This window comes from Pseudomonas sp. OE 28.3, assembly GCF_014268205.2.
In the GTDB taxonomy this organism is placed as follows: domain Bacteria; phylum Pseudomonadota; class Gammaproteobacteria; order Pseudomonadales; family Pseudomonadaceae; genus Aquipseudomonas; species Aquipseudomonas edaphica.
The window spans coordinates 6402484-6418761 of sequence record NZ_CP077082.1; the positions used below are offsets into that span (position 1 = coordinate 6402484).

General features: G+C 61.2%; 15 protein-coding genes. 3 read left to right on the top strand and 12 right to left on the bottom strand.

Annotated elements, in window-relative coordinates:
* Positions 1-33 precede the first annotated feature (33 nt).
* Positions 34-546 carry a dihydrofolate reductase gene (locus HU759_RS28935; protein WP_017139482.1) on the bottom strand — a complete coding sequence of 171 codons (513 nt, stop codon included), beginning with the start codon at positions 544-546 and terminating at the stop codon, positions 34-36.
* Between the two features lie 69 nt (positions 547-615).
* On the opposite strand from HU759_RS28935, the gene HU759_RS28940 reads away from it, so the two are divergent.
* Positions 616-1995, top strand: a complete 1380-nt coding sequence (locus HU759_RS28940) for a DUF2868 domain-containing protein (RefSeq protein WP_170036794.1) — start codon at positions 616-618, stop codon at positions 1993-1995.
* A complete protein-coding gene (locus HU759_RS28945; RefSeq protein ID WP_170036792.1) occupies positions 1988-3370 on the top strand; it encodes a DUF3482 domain-containing protein in 1383 nt (460 codons plus the stop codon). Before HU759_RS28940 ends, HU759_RS28945 begins: the two co-directional genes overlap by 8 nt.
* Here the strand turns inward: HU759_RS28945 and HU759_RS28950 are convergent.
* From HU759_RS28950 to HU759_RS28990, 9 genes are all read right to left on the bottom strand, one after another.
* Positions 3357-3911: a hypothetical protein gene (locus HU759_RS28950; RefSeq protein ID WP_170036790.1), complete on the bottom strand. Its 555-nt coding sequence runs from the start codon at positions 3909-3911 to the stop codon at positions 3357-3359. The two genes, HU759_RS28945 and HU759_RS28950, sit on opposite strands and share 14 nt — an antisense overlap.
* Positions 3912-4225: 314 nt before the next feature.
* Complete coding sequence (locus HU759_RS28955) at positions 4226-4756, bottom strand: hypothetical protein (RefSeq protein WP_017139487.1); 531 nt, start codon at positions 4754-4756, stop codon at positions 4226-4228.
* Positions 4757-4853: 97 nt separating this feature from the next.
* A complete protein-coding gene (locus tag HU759_RS28960) occupies positions 4854-5414 on the bottom strand; it encodes a phosphonate degradation HD-domain oxygenase (RefSeq protein ID WP_017139488.1) in 561 nt (186 codons plus the stop codon).
* Positions 5411-6541: a TIGR03364 family FAD-dependent oxidoreductase gene (locus HU759_RS28965; protein WP_170036788.1), complete on the bottom strand. Its 1131-nt coding sequence runs from the start codon at positions 6539-6541 to the stop codon at positions 5411-5413. The genes HU759_RS28960 and HU759_RS28965 overlap by 4 nt, the downstream gene beginning before the upstream one ends.
* Positions 6542-6667: 126 nt before the next feature.
* On the bottom strand, positions 6668-7684 hold the full coding sequence (locus HU759_RS28970) for a putative 2-aminoethylphosphonate ABC transporter substrate-binding protein (RefSeq protein WP_017139490.1): 1017 nt from the start codon (positions 7682-7684) through the stop codon (positions 6668-6670).
* A gap of 22 nt (positions 7685-7706) precedes the next feature.
* The gene (locus tag HU759_RS28975) at positions 7707-9431 is read right to left on the bottom strand and encodes a putative 2-aminoethylphosphonate ABC transporter permease subunit (RefSeq protein ID WP_170036786.1); all 1725 of its coding nucleotides are present in this window, start codon (positions 9429-9431) and stop codon (positions 7707-7709) included.
* 1 nt (position 9432) lies between these two features.
* Positions 9433-10497 (bottom strand): putative 2-aminoethylphosphonate ABC transporter ATP-binding protein, encoded by a 1065-nt coding sequence (locus HU759_RS28980; protein WP_170036784.1) that lies wholly within the window; start codon positions 10495-10497, stop codon positions 9433-9435.
* A 224-nt stretch (positions 10498-10721) separates the two neighbouring features.
* Positions 10722-11585, bottom strand: a complete 864-nt coding sequence (locus tag HU759_RS28985; RefSeq protein WP_017139493.1) for a LysR family transcriptional regulator — start codon at positions 11583-11585, stop codon at positions 10722-10724.
* A 16-nt stretch (positions 11586-11601) separates the two neighbouring features.
* On the bottom strand, positions 11602-13896 hold the full coding sequence (locus tag HU759_RS28990; protein ID WP_138450121.1) for a heavy metal translocating P-type ATPase: 2295 nt from the start codon (positions 13894-13896) through the stop codon (positions 11602-11604).
* Positions 13897-13981: 85 nt separating this feature from the next.
* Between HU759_RS28990 and cadR the strand changes: the two genes are divergently transcribed.
* Positions 13982-14431, top strand: coding sequence for a Cd(II)/Pb(II)-responsive transcriptional regulator (gene cadR / locus HU759_RS28995; protein WP_017139495.1), 450 nt, complete (start codon positions 13982-13984; stop codon positions 14429-14431).
* Between the two features lie 141 nt (positions 14432-14572).
* On the opposite strand, the gene HU759_RS29000 is transcribed toward cadR, so the two are convergent.
* Together HU759_RS29000 and lgt are read right to left on the bottom strand one after the other, a co-directional pair.
* Positions 14573-15406, bottom strand: coding sequence for a thymidylate synthase (locus tag HU759_RS29000; protein WP_138452860.1), 834 nt, complete (start codon positions 15404-15406; stop codon positions 14573-14575).
* Between the two features lie 53 nt (positions 15407-15459).
* A complete protein-coding gene (gene lgt / locus HU759_RS29005) occupies positions 15460-16272 on the bottom strand; it encodes a prolipoprotein diacylglyceryl transferase (RefSeq protein WP_056857664.1) in 813 nt (270 codons plus the stop codon).
* Positions 16273-16278 lie beyond the last annotated feature (6 nt).

Below are 16278 nucleotides of genomic sequence, written 5' to 3' on the forward strand. Positions count from 1 at the left end.
TCAACTGTGGGAGCTGGCTTGCCTGCGATGCTTTTAAGCTTTTTCCCAGACTTCGAAGTTGTAGGCAGGCTTATCGCCTTCAGCCAGGTTCTCGACGTTCGACACCAACTTCCACTGGTTCAAATCAAACGCCGGAAACCATGCATCGCCTTCCGGGCTCAACGCCACCCGCGTCAAATACAGGCGATCCGCCTGCGCCAGCCCCTGCGCATACAGCTGCGCACCGCCGATCAGCATCAGCTCATCCACGCCCTGTTCCAGCGCCCAGGCTTCAGCCCGCTCAACCGCCGCGTCCAGTGACGGAAAAACTTCCGCACCTTCCAGCGCCAAGCCGGTCTGACGGCTGACCACAATGTTCAAGCGCCCCGGCAACGGTCGGCCCAGGGAATCCCAGGTCTTGCGCCCCATGATGATCGGCTTGCCGAGCGTGGTGGCCTTGAAATATTTAAAATCCCCCGGCAAATGCCAGGGCATGCTGTTGTCGACGCCGATCACCCGGTTTTCACCAAGGGCTGCGATCAGGCTTAAAGGGAGAGTTTTTTTCATGCCGACGAGAATACCAGAGCCACGAGTCTGCGGTTATGCTCCAAGCTCACTTGCTCAACAGGACGGCGCGTGACTGCTCTGAACCCGCTGCATACACTTTGGCTGACCGAAACCGTGCGCCTGCGCGAAGAACACGCAGGCCCCTTGGAAGACCTGGAAGCCAACCGCCTGGCGCGCACGGCCGGTGGCGACCTGGCGACGCGCATCCAACAGCGCGCCCTGCACCTGGCCGAGCGCGATGGGCTGACCGCCGCCCTCACCCGCTGGCTGCAAGGCGCTCGTTTGGCGTTGGTGCTGCTGGCGGTGGTCGCGGTTATCAGTGGCGCCGGGCTGGCCTTTGCCGCCTTGGGCAACGGCCTGACGCCGGTGAACGTGTTCTGGGCCTTGGGCAGCCTGCTCGGCTTGAACCTGATCCTGTTAATCAGCTGGGCCTTGGGCTTGCTGTTTGCCGGTGAACACAGCGCCAGCCTCGGGCGGCTGTGGTTGTGGCTCAGCGAAAAACTTGCCCGGGATGCCAAAGCCGCGCAATTGGCGCCAGCCTTGTTGCTGTTGTTGCAGCGCCAGAAACTCAACCGTTGGGCCGTGGGTGTGCTGGTCAACAGCCTGTGGTTGTTGGCATTGCTCAGCGCCTTGGTGATTCTGCTGACACTGCTGGCCACGCGGCGCTACGGTTTTGTGTGGGAAACCACCATCCTCGGCGCCGATACTTTTGTCGCCGTCACCCAAGCCCTCGGCAGCCTGCCCGCCTTGCTGGGTTTTAATGTGCCGACGGTGGAGATGATCCGCGCCAGCGGCGACTCGGCCCTGAATATCGAAAGCGCCCGCCAGGCCTGGGCCGCGTGGCTGGTAGGCGTGCTGCTGGTTTACGGCCTGCTGCCCCGATTGCTCCTCGCGCTGCTGTGCCTGTGGCGCTGGAAACGCGGCCGCGCGGCATTGCGCCTGGACCTCAACCTGCCCGGCTACAGCCAATTACGCGAACGCCTGATGCCGAGCAGCGAGCGACTTGGCGTGAATGACGCCGCGCCCGAGCAGTTGCATCACGTCACAGGCGGCATCAGCGAACTGGAAAGCCACGGCGCCCTGCTGGTGGCCATCGAACTCGACGATCAGCACCCGTGGCCGCCCAAGCTGCCAAGCAGCGTCAAGAATGCTGGCATCCTCGACAGCCGCGAATCGCGCAACAAACTGCTGGAACAACTCACGCGCTTCCCGCCCGCACGCCTGGCCATCGCCTGTGACCCGCGCCGCTCGCCGGATCGTGGCAGCCTGGCGTTGATCGCCGAGCTGGCCCGCAGCGCCACTGCCACCCGCGTATGGCTGTTGCAGGCGCCACCCGGCCAGGCGCTGGACGCCGAGCGCTTGGGCGACTGGCACGCCGCGCTGCAACAGCTGGAGCTGCCGTTCGCCGACTGTGCGCCGCTGAACTGGCTGGAGACCGGTCATGACTAAACCGCTGAAGCTCGCCGTGGTCGGCCACACCAACGTCGGCAAAACCTCGCTGCTGCGCACGTTGACCCGTGATGTGGGCTTTGGCGAAGTCTCCCATCGCCCCAGCACCACCCGTCATGTGGAAGGCGCGCGTTTGTCGGTCGATGGCGAAGCCTTGCTGGAGCTGTACGACACGCCCGGCCTGGAAGATGCCATCGCGTTGCTTGATTACCTGGAACGCCTGGACCGACCCGGCGAACGCCTCGATGGCCCGGCTCGCCTGGCGCGGTTCCTGGAAGGCAGCGAAGCCCGCCAGCGTTTTGAACAGGAGGCCAAAGTGCTGCGGCAACTGCTGGCCTCGGACGCCGGTTTGTACGTGATCGACGCCCGCGAACCAGTGCTGGCCAAGTACCGCGACGAGCTGCAAGTGCTGGCCAGTTGCGGCAAGCCATTGCTGCCGGTGCTCAACTTCGTCAGCAGCAACGACCACCGCGAGCCGGACTGGCGCGAAGCCCTGGCCCGCCTCGGCCTGCATGCGCTGGTGCGTTTCGACAGCGTGGCGCCGCCGGAAGACGGCGAACGCCGCTTGTATGAAAGCCTGGCACTGCTGCTGGAAAACTCACGGCCGCAATTGGAACGCCTGATCCTCGATCAGCAAGCCCAACGCCAGGCCCGTCAGCAAAGCGCTGCGCGCTTGATCGCCGAATTATTGATCGACTGCGCCGCATGCCGGCGCAGTGTGGTCACCGAAGATGAGCAGCAAGCCATCGCAGATTTGCGCAAAGCCGTGCGCCAGCGCGAACAGAAATGCGTAGAGGCGTTGCTCAAGCTATTCGGTTTTCGACCACAGGACGCCGCGGCCAGCGACCTGCCCTTGCTGGATGGCCGCTGGGGCGATGACCTGTTCAACCCCGAAACCCTCAAACAACTCGGCGTTCGGGTCGGCGGCGGGATCGCCGCAGGCGCGGCAGCCGGTGCGGGTGTGGACCTGCTGGTCGGCGGTCTCACCCTCGGCGCCGCCGCCCTCGCCGGTGCCATTGCCGGTGGCGCACTGCAAACTGCACGCAGTTACGGCAGCCGCCTGCTGGGCAAGCTCAAGGGCCAGCGCGAGCTGACCGTCGACGACAGCGTGCTGCGCCTGCTCGCCCTGCGCCAACGTCAATTGCTCAAGGCCCTGAACCTGCGCGGCCATGCGGCGATGCACAGCATCAAGGTCGACTCGCCGCAGGACAAAACCTGGCGTGAAGGCAAGTTGCCGGATGCGCTGTATAAGGCGCGCGCCCATCCGCAATGGTCGTCGCTCAACCCTCACGCCAAGCTGAGCCAAGCCGAGCGCCAAGAGCAGGTCGAAGTCTTGGCGACCAAACTCAATGAGGCTGAGGTTAAGCCGTCTTGATGGGTTGTGTATGCCAGTCGAATGCGAGGAAAGCGTTGCACAAGACCTTAATCGCAAGTTTGTCGCGGTGGTCAGCAACAACATCCCGATCCAAGTCACTGTTGGTAAATGACTCCAGAACCCCATCACTGTCGCCGTCATAACCAGCCGCGCTGTACACCAGCGCGCGTTTACCCTGTAGTGAACAGCACTGGTAAAAATTCAGCTTGATCGCATTGGGCACACCATCTTTCGCCCAGTGACTGACGTGCATCGTCAAGTAACGCCGCCAGGTATCGCCGGGGTTAAACCAGCCTTGCTTCAAAAAGGTATCGACAAAGGCCTTGAGCAACACTTTGTCTTCCGCTGATTTATAGCCATCAGCGTTGATATCGCCGGGTAGCAGGATATCGGCAGCACCGTCAGCCGTAATATCCACGGCCACGGCTTCATGCACCAGCTCGTCAGGGTCGTTGTCGGCCCGCTGAAAAAACTGCAACACCGCCATGTCGGGTTTGCCATTACCGCTTCTGTCCTGAGCGGTGGCTTTCAAGTAACGCATCACAGACTCTCGCTTCATACTGGACATCCCTCGTCGTCAGTAAACCAATTGAACTTCAAAACCGTATCGGCGAGCACTTGCACCAAGCCCTTGTCGACGTCATTGGTGACGCCGTCACGGTTAATATCGAAGTGAATATTCCACTCCAACGCCCCGTCACTATCAAAGTCATAGGCGGCGTTCCATATCACCGGGGTGTTATCGCAAGGGTGAATAGCGCATGGAGGTTTCCTGAAAAGCTAATTCATGCCTCGTGCGCTCACCAGCGCACACAGTCGATGCCCGCTGTAAGAAGGCTCGACATGTGTCGCCCCTTAACGCCAGTTGAACTTCAGATACAGATTGGCCATTGATTGCAGTGCCTTTAGATCCATGGTGTCGAACAGCTCAAGAGGCAGCGCTTCGTCATCCAGTTGCATTACGCCCATGCCGAGGCTATCGCACGCGGTGACGCTGAACTTCAGCCGCTGTTTTTCAATCATGGGTTTTTCGTTCTGATAGAGATCCAAGCGAACTTCGGCGGGGTCGCCTGCGACGGTGAAACGGCTCACATAAAAGTTGATCGAGCGGTTGGGCATGGGTGGACGGCAGAGCCAATTCACTTTCAATACAGCATTGGCAAAATCCTTGAGTAACGCCCTGTCCCTCTCCCCCGAGACACCATTGCCGTCGATGTCACCGGTGATCTGGTAATCGACCAGGCCATCCGCAGATAAGTCGACAGCTGTGGCCTGGCGCACCAGCTCATCCGGCAGCTTTGGCGTGCGTTGAAAAAACAGAAGGTCCACGGTATCCGCCAAAGCATTAGCACTTTGATCCTTCACGGCAACTCTCAAATAACGCATCTAAATCGCTCCCTTAATCAGAGGGCGTACCTTACAGAGTGCGTGGACATTGACTCCATGCGCTGCGTCCGTGTCATCGGTCGGAATCACGCCATTCTTATGAAGGCAACGTCAGTAGCCGCCGAGCCTTGAACTTTAATACCTCCAAGTCCAGTACAGGCACGTGCATTTGCTTGGCCTGCTCATCCCAATCACGCAGGCGCAGGCTGACCTCGCAAAGCGGATCTTGCTCAAAAGCCCGAGCCTCTTCGGCCGTCATCACACCGCCCTGGTAACCCAGGGTACGGCGGCTGGCTTCACTCAAGCGCGCGCAGTAGTCCGGCTGGCTGAAGGTCAGGTAGCGTTTGGCTTGCACGTGGTACTCCACCAGTTTGGCCATGCGCTCGCTGAAGCCTGCGCGGCGCAAATAGTCCGCACCCAGGCGTTCGTGGCTGACCACGCCATAGCCGCCCATGTTCTCACCGCCCTGCCCGCAGAGATGCCCTATGTCGTGGAAAAACGCCGCCAGCACCACCTCATCGTCGAAGCCTTCGGCCATAGCGAGCTGCGCAGCCTGGGACATATGTTCGATCTGCGACACCGGCTCACCGATGTAATCGGCCGCGCCGTGCTGTTCGTATAAGCCGAAGACTTCGGCGATTGCCTGTTCCGGATTCATGATGCGTCTCCCCACAATGCTGTGATATTTCGCTCGGCCATCGCCGGGCCAACGCTCATGCCTACGCCGGAGTGCATCAACGCCGCGCTCACGCCCGGCGCCGCACGCAGGAATGAAAACGGCGCCGGGCCGCGTGAGCCATACACACCCTGCCAGCGTTCCACCACCTGGATTTTGCAGCCCAGCGTCTGCTCCGCCAGCTCGATCAGCCAGTCATCAACTTGCTCGGCATTGAACGGTGATGCATCGCTGCCGTAATCGTGGGAGTCGCCGATGATCAGCTCGCCATGGGGCGTCGGGCTGATCAGCAAGTGAATGCCGTGCTCTTGCAAATGCGGCGCTTCGCGCAGGATCTGCGCCTGCACTGGCGCAGCTTCCGGCAGGTCGGCAAACGCGCCGTAGTGCACGCAACTAAGGCCCGTGAGCAATGCGTGTTGCAGGTTCAGGTTGAGCGCAGGCCGGGCGCGCAGCATTTGCAGGCGACAGATGCTCGGGTTGAGCCCGGCAATCGACTCCGCCAACAAGGTTTGGTAGTCATGACCGGAGCATACGATGACCTGCTCACCGCGAAAGCTGCCCGCTGTAGTGTGTACTTGACCAGGCTCAACGTCGCGCACCAGCGTGGAGAAATAGAACTGCACCTTCAATTCCTGGGCCAGGTAATTGATCAGCGCCGGGATCGCTTCGCGCGAATACAGTTGCTGATCATCCTTGCCATGCAGCGCGGCACGGTGATGGCGAAACTGGCCGCCGTACAGGTCTTTCATCGCCGCGCCTTGCAACAGCTCGACGTTGTAGTCGTGTTCTTGCGCCCGGCCAGCGCAGAAGGCTTCCAGCAGATGTTCTTCGGCTTCGGTGCGGGCGAACAGGTAGGAGCCGTTGCGCTTGAGCTGGATACCGGCCACCTGTGCCCAGTGCGCCCAGATATCACGGCTTTCCTGCGCCAGATCAAGCATCGGCCCGGGGGGTTGGCCGGTGACCAGTGCCTGGCCGAAGTTGCGCACGGAGGCCCCCAGCGGTGTGGCGCTGCGCTCGAAGACCTTGACCTTTAGGCCGCGTTTGGCGGCGGCGTAGGCGTGGGACAGGCCGAGGATGCCGGCGCCGATGATTAACAGATCGCTACTCATGTGTTCCTCTCGTTCCCACGCTCTGCGTGGGAATGCATCCAGTGACGCTTTGCGTCACGACTTCCAAGAGCGGACGCGGAGCGTCCAGGGCAGCATTCCCACGCGGAGCGTGGGAACGATGATCAGTTACTGCTTCTCCGACTTTCCGTCATAACGCTTGCGCCATTCGGTCAGGATGCTGTCGCGGTTTTTCGAGGCCCAGGCGAAGTCGTTCTTGATCAAGCGTTGTTCGTAATCAGCCGGCAATTCGGTCTGCGGCTTGGCGATACCCGGCTGGGCGAGGACGGCAAAGTTGTCCTTGTACAGCTCCATCGCAGCGGGGCTGGCGGAGAAGTCGGCAAGTTTTTTGGCCGCATCGGCGTGAGCAGTGCCCTTGATCACGGCAGTCGCTTCGATGTCCCAGCCCAAGCCTTCTTTGGGCAAGATAATGTCCAGCGGCGCGCCTTGGCGTTTGAGCTGCACGGCCGGGTACTCAAACGAAATACCAATCGGGAATTCCCCGGAAGCCGCCAGCTTGCACGGCTTGGAGCCGGAGTGAACGTACTGGCCGATGTTCTGGTGCAGGTCGTCCATGTACTGCCAGCCCTGCTTCTCGCCGAAGGTCTGCAGCCAGGCGCTCACATCCAGGAAACCGGTGCCGGACGACGCCGGGTTGGGCATCACGATCTTGCCCTTGTACTCAGGCTTGGTCAGGTCTTGCCAGCTCACCGGCTTGGTCAGGCCTTGTTTCTCGGCTTCGACAGTGTTGAAGCAGATGGTCGCAGCCCACACGTCCATGCCGACCCAGGCCGGTGGGTTGGCGGCGTCACGGTAGTTTTTGCCGATCTTGTCCAAGTCCTTGGGCGCGTAGCTATCCAGCATGCCTTGCTGATCGAGAATCGCCAGGCTGGAGGCAGCCAGCCCCCACACCACATCCGCCTGCGGGCGGGCTTTTTCGGCCAGCAGTTTGGCAGTGATGATGCCGGTGGAGTCGCGCACCCACTTGATATCGATATCCGGGTTGGCTTTTTCGAAGGCCTGTTTGTAGGTCTTCAACTGCTCGGCTTCGAGGGCCGTGTACACCGTCAACTCGGTTTTGGCGGCAAAGGCATTCAGGCTGAATGCGCTGAGTAGAGCAGCGGCCAGGGCCAAGGGCTTGAACATGGAGCACCTCCTTCAGGGACTTTTATTGGCCGGGCGCGGTTTGGCGCCAGGCTTGAGAGCGGCGTAAAGCGCCACGTGAGGCCCACGCCAGCAGCAGCGAGACGCCGGCCGACGTGAACAGGATCAGGGTCGACATGGCCGCAGCGCCGCCCACATTGCCGGCGTCGTCCATGTTCAACACGGCGACGGCGGCGAGGATGGTGTCGGGGCTGTAGAGGAAGATCGCGGCGGACACGGTGGTCATCGCCGACACAAACAGGTAGCGCACGATATCCAGCAGCGCGGGCAGGCAGATCGGCACGGTGACACGCAGATAGTGGCGGTACAGCGGCGCCTTGAGGGACAGCGCGGCAGCTTCGAACTCGGCATCCAACTGGCGCAGCGCGGTGGTTGCAGTCATTTGCGCGGTGGTCAGGTAGTGCGCAATGGTGCACACCACCAGCAACGTCATGGTGCCGTAGAACACATGCAGCGGGTTGCCGTTGAGGTTGAAGAAGAACACGTAACCCAGGCCCAGCACCAAGCCCGGCACAGCCATCGGCACAAAGCTGAGCATGCGCAGCGCCAGGTTCAGGCCTTTCTGGCCCTTGGTCTTCTCCATCAGGTAGGCGCCGGTGAAGATCAGCACACTGCCGATCAGCGCGGTGCACAGGGCCATGGTCAGGCTGTTGCGATAGGCCAGCCAGCCGCCGCCGGCCGTGTCTTCAAACTGGTAGTGATTGAGCGACAAAGACAGGTTGTAGGGCCAGAACTTCACCAGCGAGGAGTACACCGCCATGCCGAACACCAGCAGCAACACGGCGCAGATCAACAACACAATCGCCAGGTAGCAGCCATCTCTTAAGCGCGACGGCGCCGGCTGGAACACTTGGGCGCGGCCGCTCATGGCGTCGCCATGACGACGGCGCAGCCAGGCATCCACAGCAAAGCTGAACAGCGCCGGCAGCAGCAACACCATGCCGATCAAGGCGCCGCGACCGAACTGTTGCTGGCCGACCACCGCCTTGTAGGCTTCCAGCGCCAACACCTGATAATCGCCACCCACCACCACGGGCACGCCGAAGTCGGTGATGGTCAGGGTGAACACCAGGCAAAACGCCGCGAATACCGCCTGACGCGTGGCCGGCCAGGTAATGCTGCGAAACGCTCGGGCCGGGCTGGCGCCCATGCTGGAGGCGGCATCGAACAGGCGCGCATCCGCCAGGGACAGCGCCGACAGCAGAATCATCAGGGCATGTGGGAAGGTGTAGATCACTTCACCCAGCACAATGCCCCAGAAGCCGTAGATATTGTCCGAGAGCAAACCACGCAACATGCCCTGGTTGCCGAACAGATAGACCAGCGCAATACCCGGCAACATCGACGGGGCCATCAATGGCAGCAGCGACAGGCCGCGCCAGATCGGCTTGCCGGGAATCAGCGTGCGTTGCAGTGCGTAGGCAAACAGGTAGGCCAGCGGTACGACGATGGCCGCCACACTGAGGGACACTTTCAGGCTATTGCCCAACAACCAATGAAAGTTGGCGCTGGTTACCAGCTCCCGCGCCGCGACCAGCCCGCCGCCCTGCCCGGCTTCGCTGCTGAAGCCGCGCCAGAAGATCGCCAGCAACGGCAACAACACCGCAATGCCCAACAGGAGTAACCAAAGCAGTTTGCCGCCGACCACAAAAATGCGGTCGCCAAGCTCAGCGCGGGAAACATGGCGAGCCACGTGGTCGGGTATCGGCAGACTCATATCGGCAGCCATCTCAGGCAAACACCTGCAGGCTGCGCGGCGGCAAAGCCACCCAGATATCCTGCGCGCCCAGGCGCGGCATGGCTTCGGGGGCCAGTTCGGCCAACAGCGGGTGGCCAGGCAATTGCTCCAGCTCAAAGCTCATGCGGCAGCGGTTGCCGAGGAAAGTGATCTCGCGGACCTTGGCCGGGAACAGGTTTTCTTCATGCACCAGCGGGTTGACGCTGATGGCTTCCGGGCGGCAGAACAAGCGGCCGGACTTGGCTTTGCTGGCGCTGTCATCCAGGCGCATGTGCAGGCCGCCGACTTGGGCATGACTGTCGCTGCTGCGGCTGAACGGCAGCCAGTTGCCCTGGCCGACAAATTCCGCCACAAACGGCGTGGCCGGGCGGTCGTAGATTTCCTGGGGCGTGGCGTACTGCTCGACCTTGCCGTTGTTCATCACGGCAATACGGTCGGCCATCAGCATGGCCTCGTCCTGGTTGTGGGTGACCATCAGCGTGGTGATGCCCAGGCGCCGTTGCAATTGGCGCAGCTCGGTACACAGATGCTCACGCACGCGGGCGTCGAGGGCCGACATGGGTTCGTCCAGCAACAGCAATGACGGCGCCGGCGCCAGGGCACGGGCCAGGGCCACGCGCTGTTGTTGGCCGCCGGAGAGTTGGCCGGGGTACTTTTTTTCACTGCCGACCAGGCCGACCAGTTCGAGCATCTGCCCGACGCGCTTGCGCACTTCGTCGCGACCACTGCCGGTGAGGCCGTAGCCGATGTTCGCTTCGACGGTCAGGTTGGGAAACAGCGCGTAAGACTGGAACAGAATGCCGTAGTCCCGCGCCTGCGGCGGTAGCAAGGAAACATCGCGTTTGCCCAGGTAAAGCTCACCGCTGTCCTGGCGCTCCAGGCCGGCGATACAGCGCAGCAAGGTGGTTTTGCCGCAGCCGGACGGGCCTAGCAGGCACACCAGCTCGCCGGCCGCGACCTCCAGGGACACGTTGTCCAGCGCGGTGAATGCGCCGAAGCGTTTCTGGATACCGCGCACCTTCATTGGCGCACCGGGTTGGGTCAGGGCTGTGTTCATGCAAGGCACCTCATCAAACTGATGAAGGCCATGCTAGGCGGGCAATGCGTCCCTCTTGTGGCAGAAAGGCAAAAGGCAGTGATAGTGGTATTGGTGGATTTGGGTGTAAGGCGATCGTTCCCACGCTCTGCGTGGGAATGCATCTTGTGACGCTCCGCGTCACGACATTCAAGCGCAGACGCGGAGCGTCCAGGGCGGCATTCCCACGCGGAGCGTGGGAACGATCAGAGCGGCGACATTTCCTGCGCCAACCCCAGAAACGCCGCCGGCAACCGCGCGCCTTTGCGCTCTTTGAGGCAGTACAAATACTCGGGAATCTGCGGTGCATTCTCGATGGTCAGCACCCGCAGTTGTGGGTCATGGGGCACTTCCTGGCGGGCAATGATGCTGATGCCGATGTTGCGCAGCACCGCCTCGCGAATCGACTCACGGCTGCCGATTTCCAGCAACGGCCCGTAACTCACGCCGGCGCCCTGCAACATCTCTTCAGTCAACCGCCGCGTGGTGGAACCGGCTTCGCGCATCAGCAGCGTATGCCCGGCCAGCGCACTCAGTGGCACATGTTCAAGCTTGGCCAGGGGATGATTGCGATGCACCGCCAGTACCAGCGGGTCGGTGCCCAGCACGCGGCGGATCAGGCGTGGGTCTTCGAGCAGTTGCGAGGAGGCCGCGACATCGACGCGGTAATCGTCCAGTGCTTCGAGCACTTGTTGGGAATTGCCGATTTCCACCGAGACGTCCACATGGGGCAGGCGTTCGCGAAAGGCTTTGACCAGATCGAGGATGTAATACGGCGCCGTGGCGGCAATCCTCAAAGCGCCCTGGACCTGGCCAGTATTGCGCAGGAAAAACTCGATATCGGCCTCTTGCTGCAACAGCGCCTTGACCATCGGCAGCAGGCGCGCGCCGTCGTCACTGACGGTGAGGCGCCGCCCGCCGCGGTAGAACAGTTCAACGCCGTATTGGCTTTCCAGGTTGCGAATCTGGGTGGTGACGGTGGGCTGGCTCAAGCCGAGTTTTTTCGCCGCCTGGGTAATGCTGCCCAGGCGGGCGACCATAAAAAACGCCTTTAACTCAGCACTCAGCACACCGCCCTCTCATCCTCTATTTGCGCAACAGGCGCAGACCGTTGAATACCACCAGCAGGCTCACGCCCATGTCCGCGAACACCGCCATCCACATGGTCGCCATGCCCAGGAAGGTGACTGCCAGGAAGATCGCCTTGATCACCAACGCCAGGGCGATGTTCTGCTTGAGGATACTCGACGTTTGCCGCGACAGACGAATGAATGCCGGAATCTTGCGCAGATCATCGTCCATCAGCGCCACGTCGGCAGTCTCGATTGCCGTGTCAGTGCCGGCTGCGGCCATGGCAAAGCCGATTTCGGCGCGGGCCAGGGCCGGGGCGTCGTTGATGCCGTCGCCGACCATGCCTACCCGGCGGCCTTGGCCGTAGAGGGTTTCAATGGCTTGCAGCTTGTCGGTGGGCAACAGATCGCCCTGGGCCTGATCGATGCCAACCTGCGCCGCAATCGCCTGGGCGGTGTGGGTGTTGTCGCCGGTGAGCATCAGGGTCTTGATGCCCAGCGCGTGCAGTTGCTGGATGGCTTCGCGGCTGCTGTCTTTTACCGTGTCAGCCACGGCGAACAACGCCAGCGGGCCGGACTTGTCGAGCAGCAACACCACGGACTTGCCTTGTTTTTCCAGGGCGAACAGCTTTTCTTCCAGCGCCGGCGAGCACAGGCCCAGGTCTTCCACCAGACGGTGGTTGCCCAAGTGGTAGGTTTCGCCGTTGATGTCGCCACGCACACCGCGACCTGGCAAGGCCTCGAAGTTATCCACAACGTGGCTTGGCAAGTTTTTATCCACAGCTGCCTTGGCGATGGCCAGCGACACCGGGTGGTCGGAGCGCCCGGCCAGGCTGGCCGCCAAGGCGGGTGCGCTGTCTTCGACGTTGGGGAACAGCGCCAGGTAATCGGTTTGCACCGGTTTACCGTGGGTGATGGTGCCGGTCTTGTCGAGGGCCAGGTAGTCGAGCTTGTAACCACCCTCCAGGTACACGCCGCCCTTGATCAGGATGCCTTTGCGCGCCGCAGCCGCCAGGCCGCTGACGATGGTCACCGGGGTGGAAATCACCAGGGCGCATGGGCACGCGACCACCAGCAATACGAGGGCGCGGTAGATCCAGTCGAACCACACGCCGGCCATGAACAACGGTGGGATAATCGCCACGCCCAAGGCAAACAGGAAGACTGCCGGGGTGTAGACCTTCGAGAAGCTGTCGACAAAGCGCTGGGTCGGCGCCCGTGCGCCCTGGGCCTGTTCCACCGCGTGAATGATGCGCGCCAGGGTCGAATTGTTCGCCGCTGCGGTGACCTTGTACTCAAGGGAACCGGCCTGGTTGATGGTGCCGGCGAAGACCTTATCGCCTACGGTTTTTTCAATCGGCAGGCTTTCGCCGGTGATCGGCGCCTGATCGATGGTGGATTGGCCGGCAGTAACTTCACCGTCCAGGCCTATGCGTTCGCCGGGTTTTACCCGCACGATCGCGCCCAATTCAATACTTTTTACCTCCTGTTCAAGCCACGAACCATCGGCCTGCTGCACCGTGGCCTGTTCCGGCGTCATTTGCATCAGGCCGCTGATGGCATTACGCGCACGGTCCAGAGACTTGGCTTCGATCAACTCGGCCACCGTAAACAGGAACATCACCATGGCCGCTTCCGGCCACTGGCCGATCAGGATCGCACCAGTTACCGCGATACTCATCAGCGCGTTGATGTTCAGGTTGAGGTTTTTCAGGGCGATCCAGCCCTTTTTATAGGTGGTGAGGCCGCCGCTGAGGATCGATACCAGCGCCACCAAGGCAATTACCCAGGTCGGTGCCACGCCCGTGAAATGCAACACTTCGGCGCCCAATGCACCTACGCCCGACACCGCCAACGGCCACCAATGTTTCTTGGCAGGCGGCGCGGCAGCAGGTGTCCCCTCTTCGATAGGGTCGGCTTGCATGCCGATGGATTTGATCGCCGCGATGATCGGCGCAGTGCTCGGCAGGTCATGGGTGACGCCGAGGATGCGGTTGATCAGGTTGAATTCCAGCTGCTGCACACCGGCAAGCTTGCCCAGTTTGTTCTGGATCAGCGTCTGTTCGGTGGGGCAGTCCATGGCTTCGATGCGGAAAGTGCTCAGGCGCGAGCCGGCCGTCGGCGCTTCGCTGAGCGTAACCACAGCAGGCGCTACCTTGCTGGAACAGCAGGAATCGCCATGGCTGCCATGCTCATGTTTTTTGACCGGGGTCAGCGTGGCGCCGTGGTCGTGGCTATGTTCGTGGCTATGGTCATGATCATGGTCGTGCTTGTGATCATGTTTTTTCGGGGTGTGGATGGAATCGCTCATTCTGTCGCGTCCGTAAAGGTGCCTGTTGCCAAGTAAAGACCCTGTAGCCACTATAGGGTCAAGCACCCATTTGGAGATTGCTGCGATGAAGATCGGTGAATTGGCCAAACTGACCGATTGTCAGGTGGAAACCATCCGTTATTACGAAAAAGAAGGCCTGCTGCCGCCCCCGGCGCGCACCGATGCCAATTATCGCGTGTACACCCAGGCGCACACCGAGCGGCTGATCTTTATCCGCAACTGCCGCAGCCTGGACATGACGCTTGAAGAAATCCGCAGCCTGCTGGGGCTGCGCGACAGCCCGCAGGACCAGTGCGAGAGTGTGAATGCGTTGATCGACGAGCATATCCACCATGTGAAAGCGCGGATCGATGGGCTGTTGGCGTTGCAGGCGCAATTGCTCGACCTGCGCCAACGCTGCGGCGGTGGGCCGGATCTGGACCAGTGCGGGATTTTGCAGCGGCTGGAGGTCAGCGGCAGTGTGGCGGCCAGCGAGGCTGAGCCTTCGCATGTGGGCAGAAGCCACGGGCATTAAGGTGTATACAAAACAACTGTGGGAGCTGGCTTGCCTGCGATAGCGGTGGATCAGAGGCATTTGTATCGCCTGATACTTCGCTATCGCAGGCAAGCCAGCTCCCACATAAGCCAGTTGCCACATTTTTGACCGAGGCGGTCTTTAGATGGCGACGTCAGCCTTGATGCTCGGATCGGCGTCGTAGCCCACAATCTCGAAATCTTCGAACTTGTAGTCGTAAATCGACGCCGGCTTACGCTTGATTACCAGTTCCGGCAGCTTCTTCGGCGTGCGCGCCAGCTGCGTACGGATCTGTTCCATATGGTTGCTATAGGCATGGGTGTCGCCGGTGGTGACGATGATCTCGTGCGGGATCAGGTCGCATTGCTGGGCCAGCATATGGGTCAGCAACGCCAGCGCGGCGGTGTTGTACGGCAGGCCGAGGAATACGTCGGAGCTGCGGATGTACAACTGCATCGACAGATGGCCGTCATGCACAAACGCCTGGTACAGCAGGTGGCACGGCGGCAGGGCTTGCTTGCCGTTGCGCGCGTTTTCCTGCGGGCTCTTGGTTTCGTCCGGCAGGTATTCGACGTTCCAGCCGTGGAACAGGATGCGACGGCTGTTGGGGTTGTTCTTCAACGTGTCGACCATGTAGTCGATCTGGTTGATGGTGCCGCCGTCCTTGGTTGGCCAGGCGGTCCACTGCTCGCCGTACACCGGGCCGAGGTCGCCGTCTTCGGTGGCCCATTCGTCCCAGATTTTCACGCCGTTTTCGTTCAGCCACTGGATGTTGGTATTGCCGCTCAACATCCAGATCAATTCGTTGGCGATGCTTTTGAAATGAAGCTTCTTGGTGGTCAGCAGCGGGAAGCCGTCGGCCAAGTTATGCCGATACTGACGGGCAAACACGGCTTTGGTGCCGGTGCCGGTGCGATCGCCCTTGGTCAATCCATTGGTCACGACGTCGTTCAGTAGTTCGAGATATTGCTTCATGTTTTTACCCGTATCAAAGAAGCCGAGGCTCGCAAAAGCCTCGGCATTCGAATTTAAAGCGCGGCGTTCTTGATGCCTTGCGGGCGATTGTAAGCCCACCACAGCAGGCCCAGGCCCGCCAGGATCATCGGCATGCTGAGAATTTGCCCCATGGTCAACCAGCCCCACGCCAGGTAGCCCAGCTGTGCATCCGGCACGCGGACGAACTCGACGATGAAGCGGAAGATCCCGTAGAACAACGCAAACATGCCGGAAACCGCCATGGTTGGGCGTGGCTTGCGCGAGAAGATATAAAGAATCAGGAACAGTGCCACACCTTCCAGAGCGAACTGGTAGAGCTGCGACGGGTGGCGTGGCAGTTGCGCCGGGTCGCTGAAGGGTGGGAACACCATGGCCCACGGCACGTCGGTCGGCTTGCCCCACAACTCGGCATTGATGAAGTTACCGATACGCCCGGCACCCAGGCCAATCGGCACGAACGGTGCGACGAAGTCCATCAGTTGGAAGAACGACTTGCCGTTGCGGCGGCCGAACCACCATGCGGCAATCATCACGCCGACAAAGCCACCGTGGAACGCCATGCCGCCCTTCCACACTTCGAAAATCAGCGTCGGGTTGGCGATATAGGCCGGAAGATCGTAGAACAGCACATACCCCAGGCGTCCGCCGACGATCACGCCCATCGACATCCAGAACACCATGTCGGAGAGCTTCTCCTTGGTCCAGGTCGGGTCGAAACGGTTCAGGCGCCGGGAAGCCAGCAGCCAGGCACCGCCGATGCCGATCAGGTACATCAACCCGTACCAATGGATTTGCAGCGGACCGATGGCCACGGCCACCGGGTTGATCTGCGGGTAAGGCAGCATTGCGAC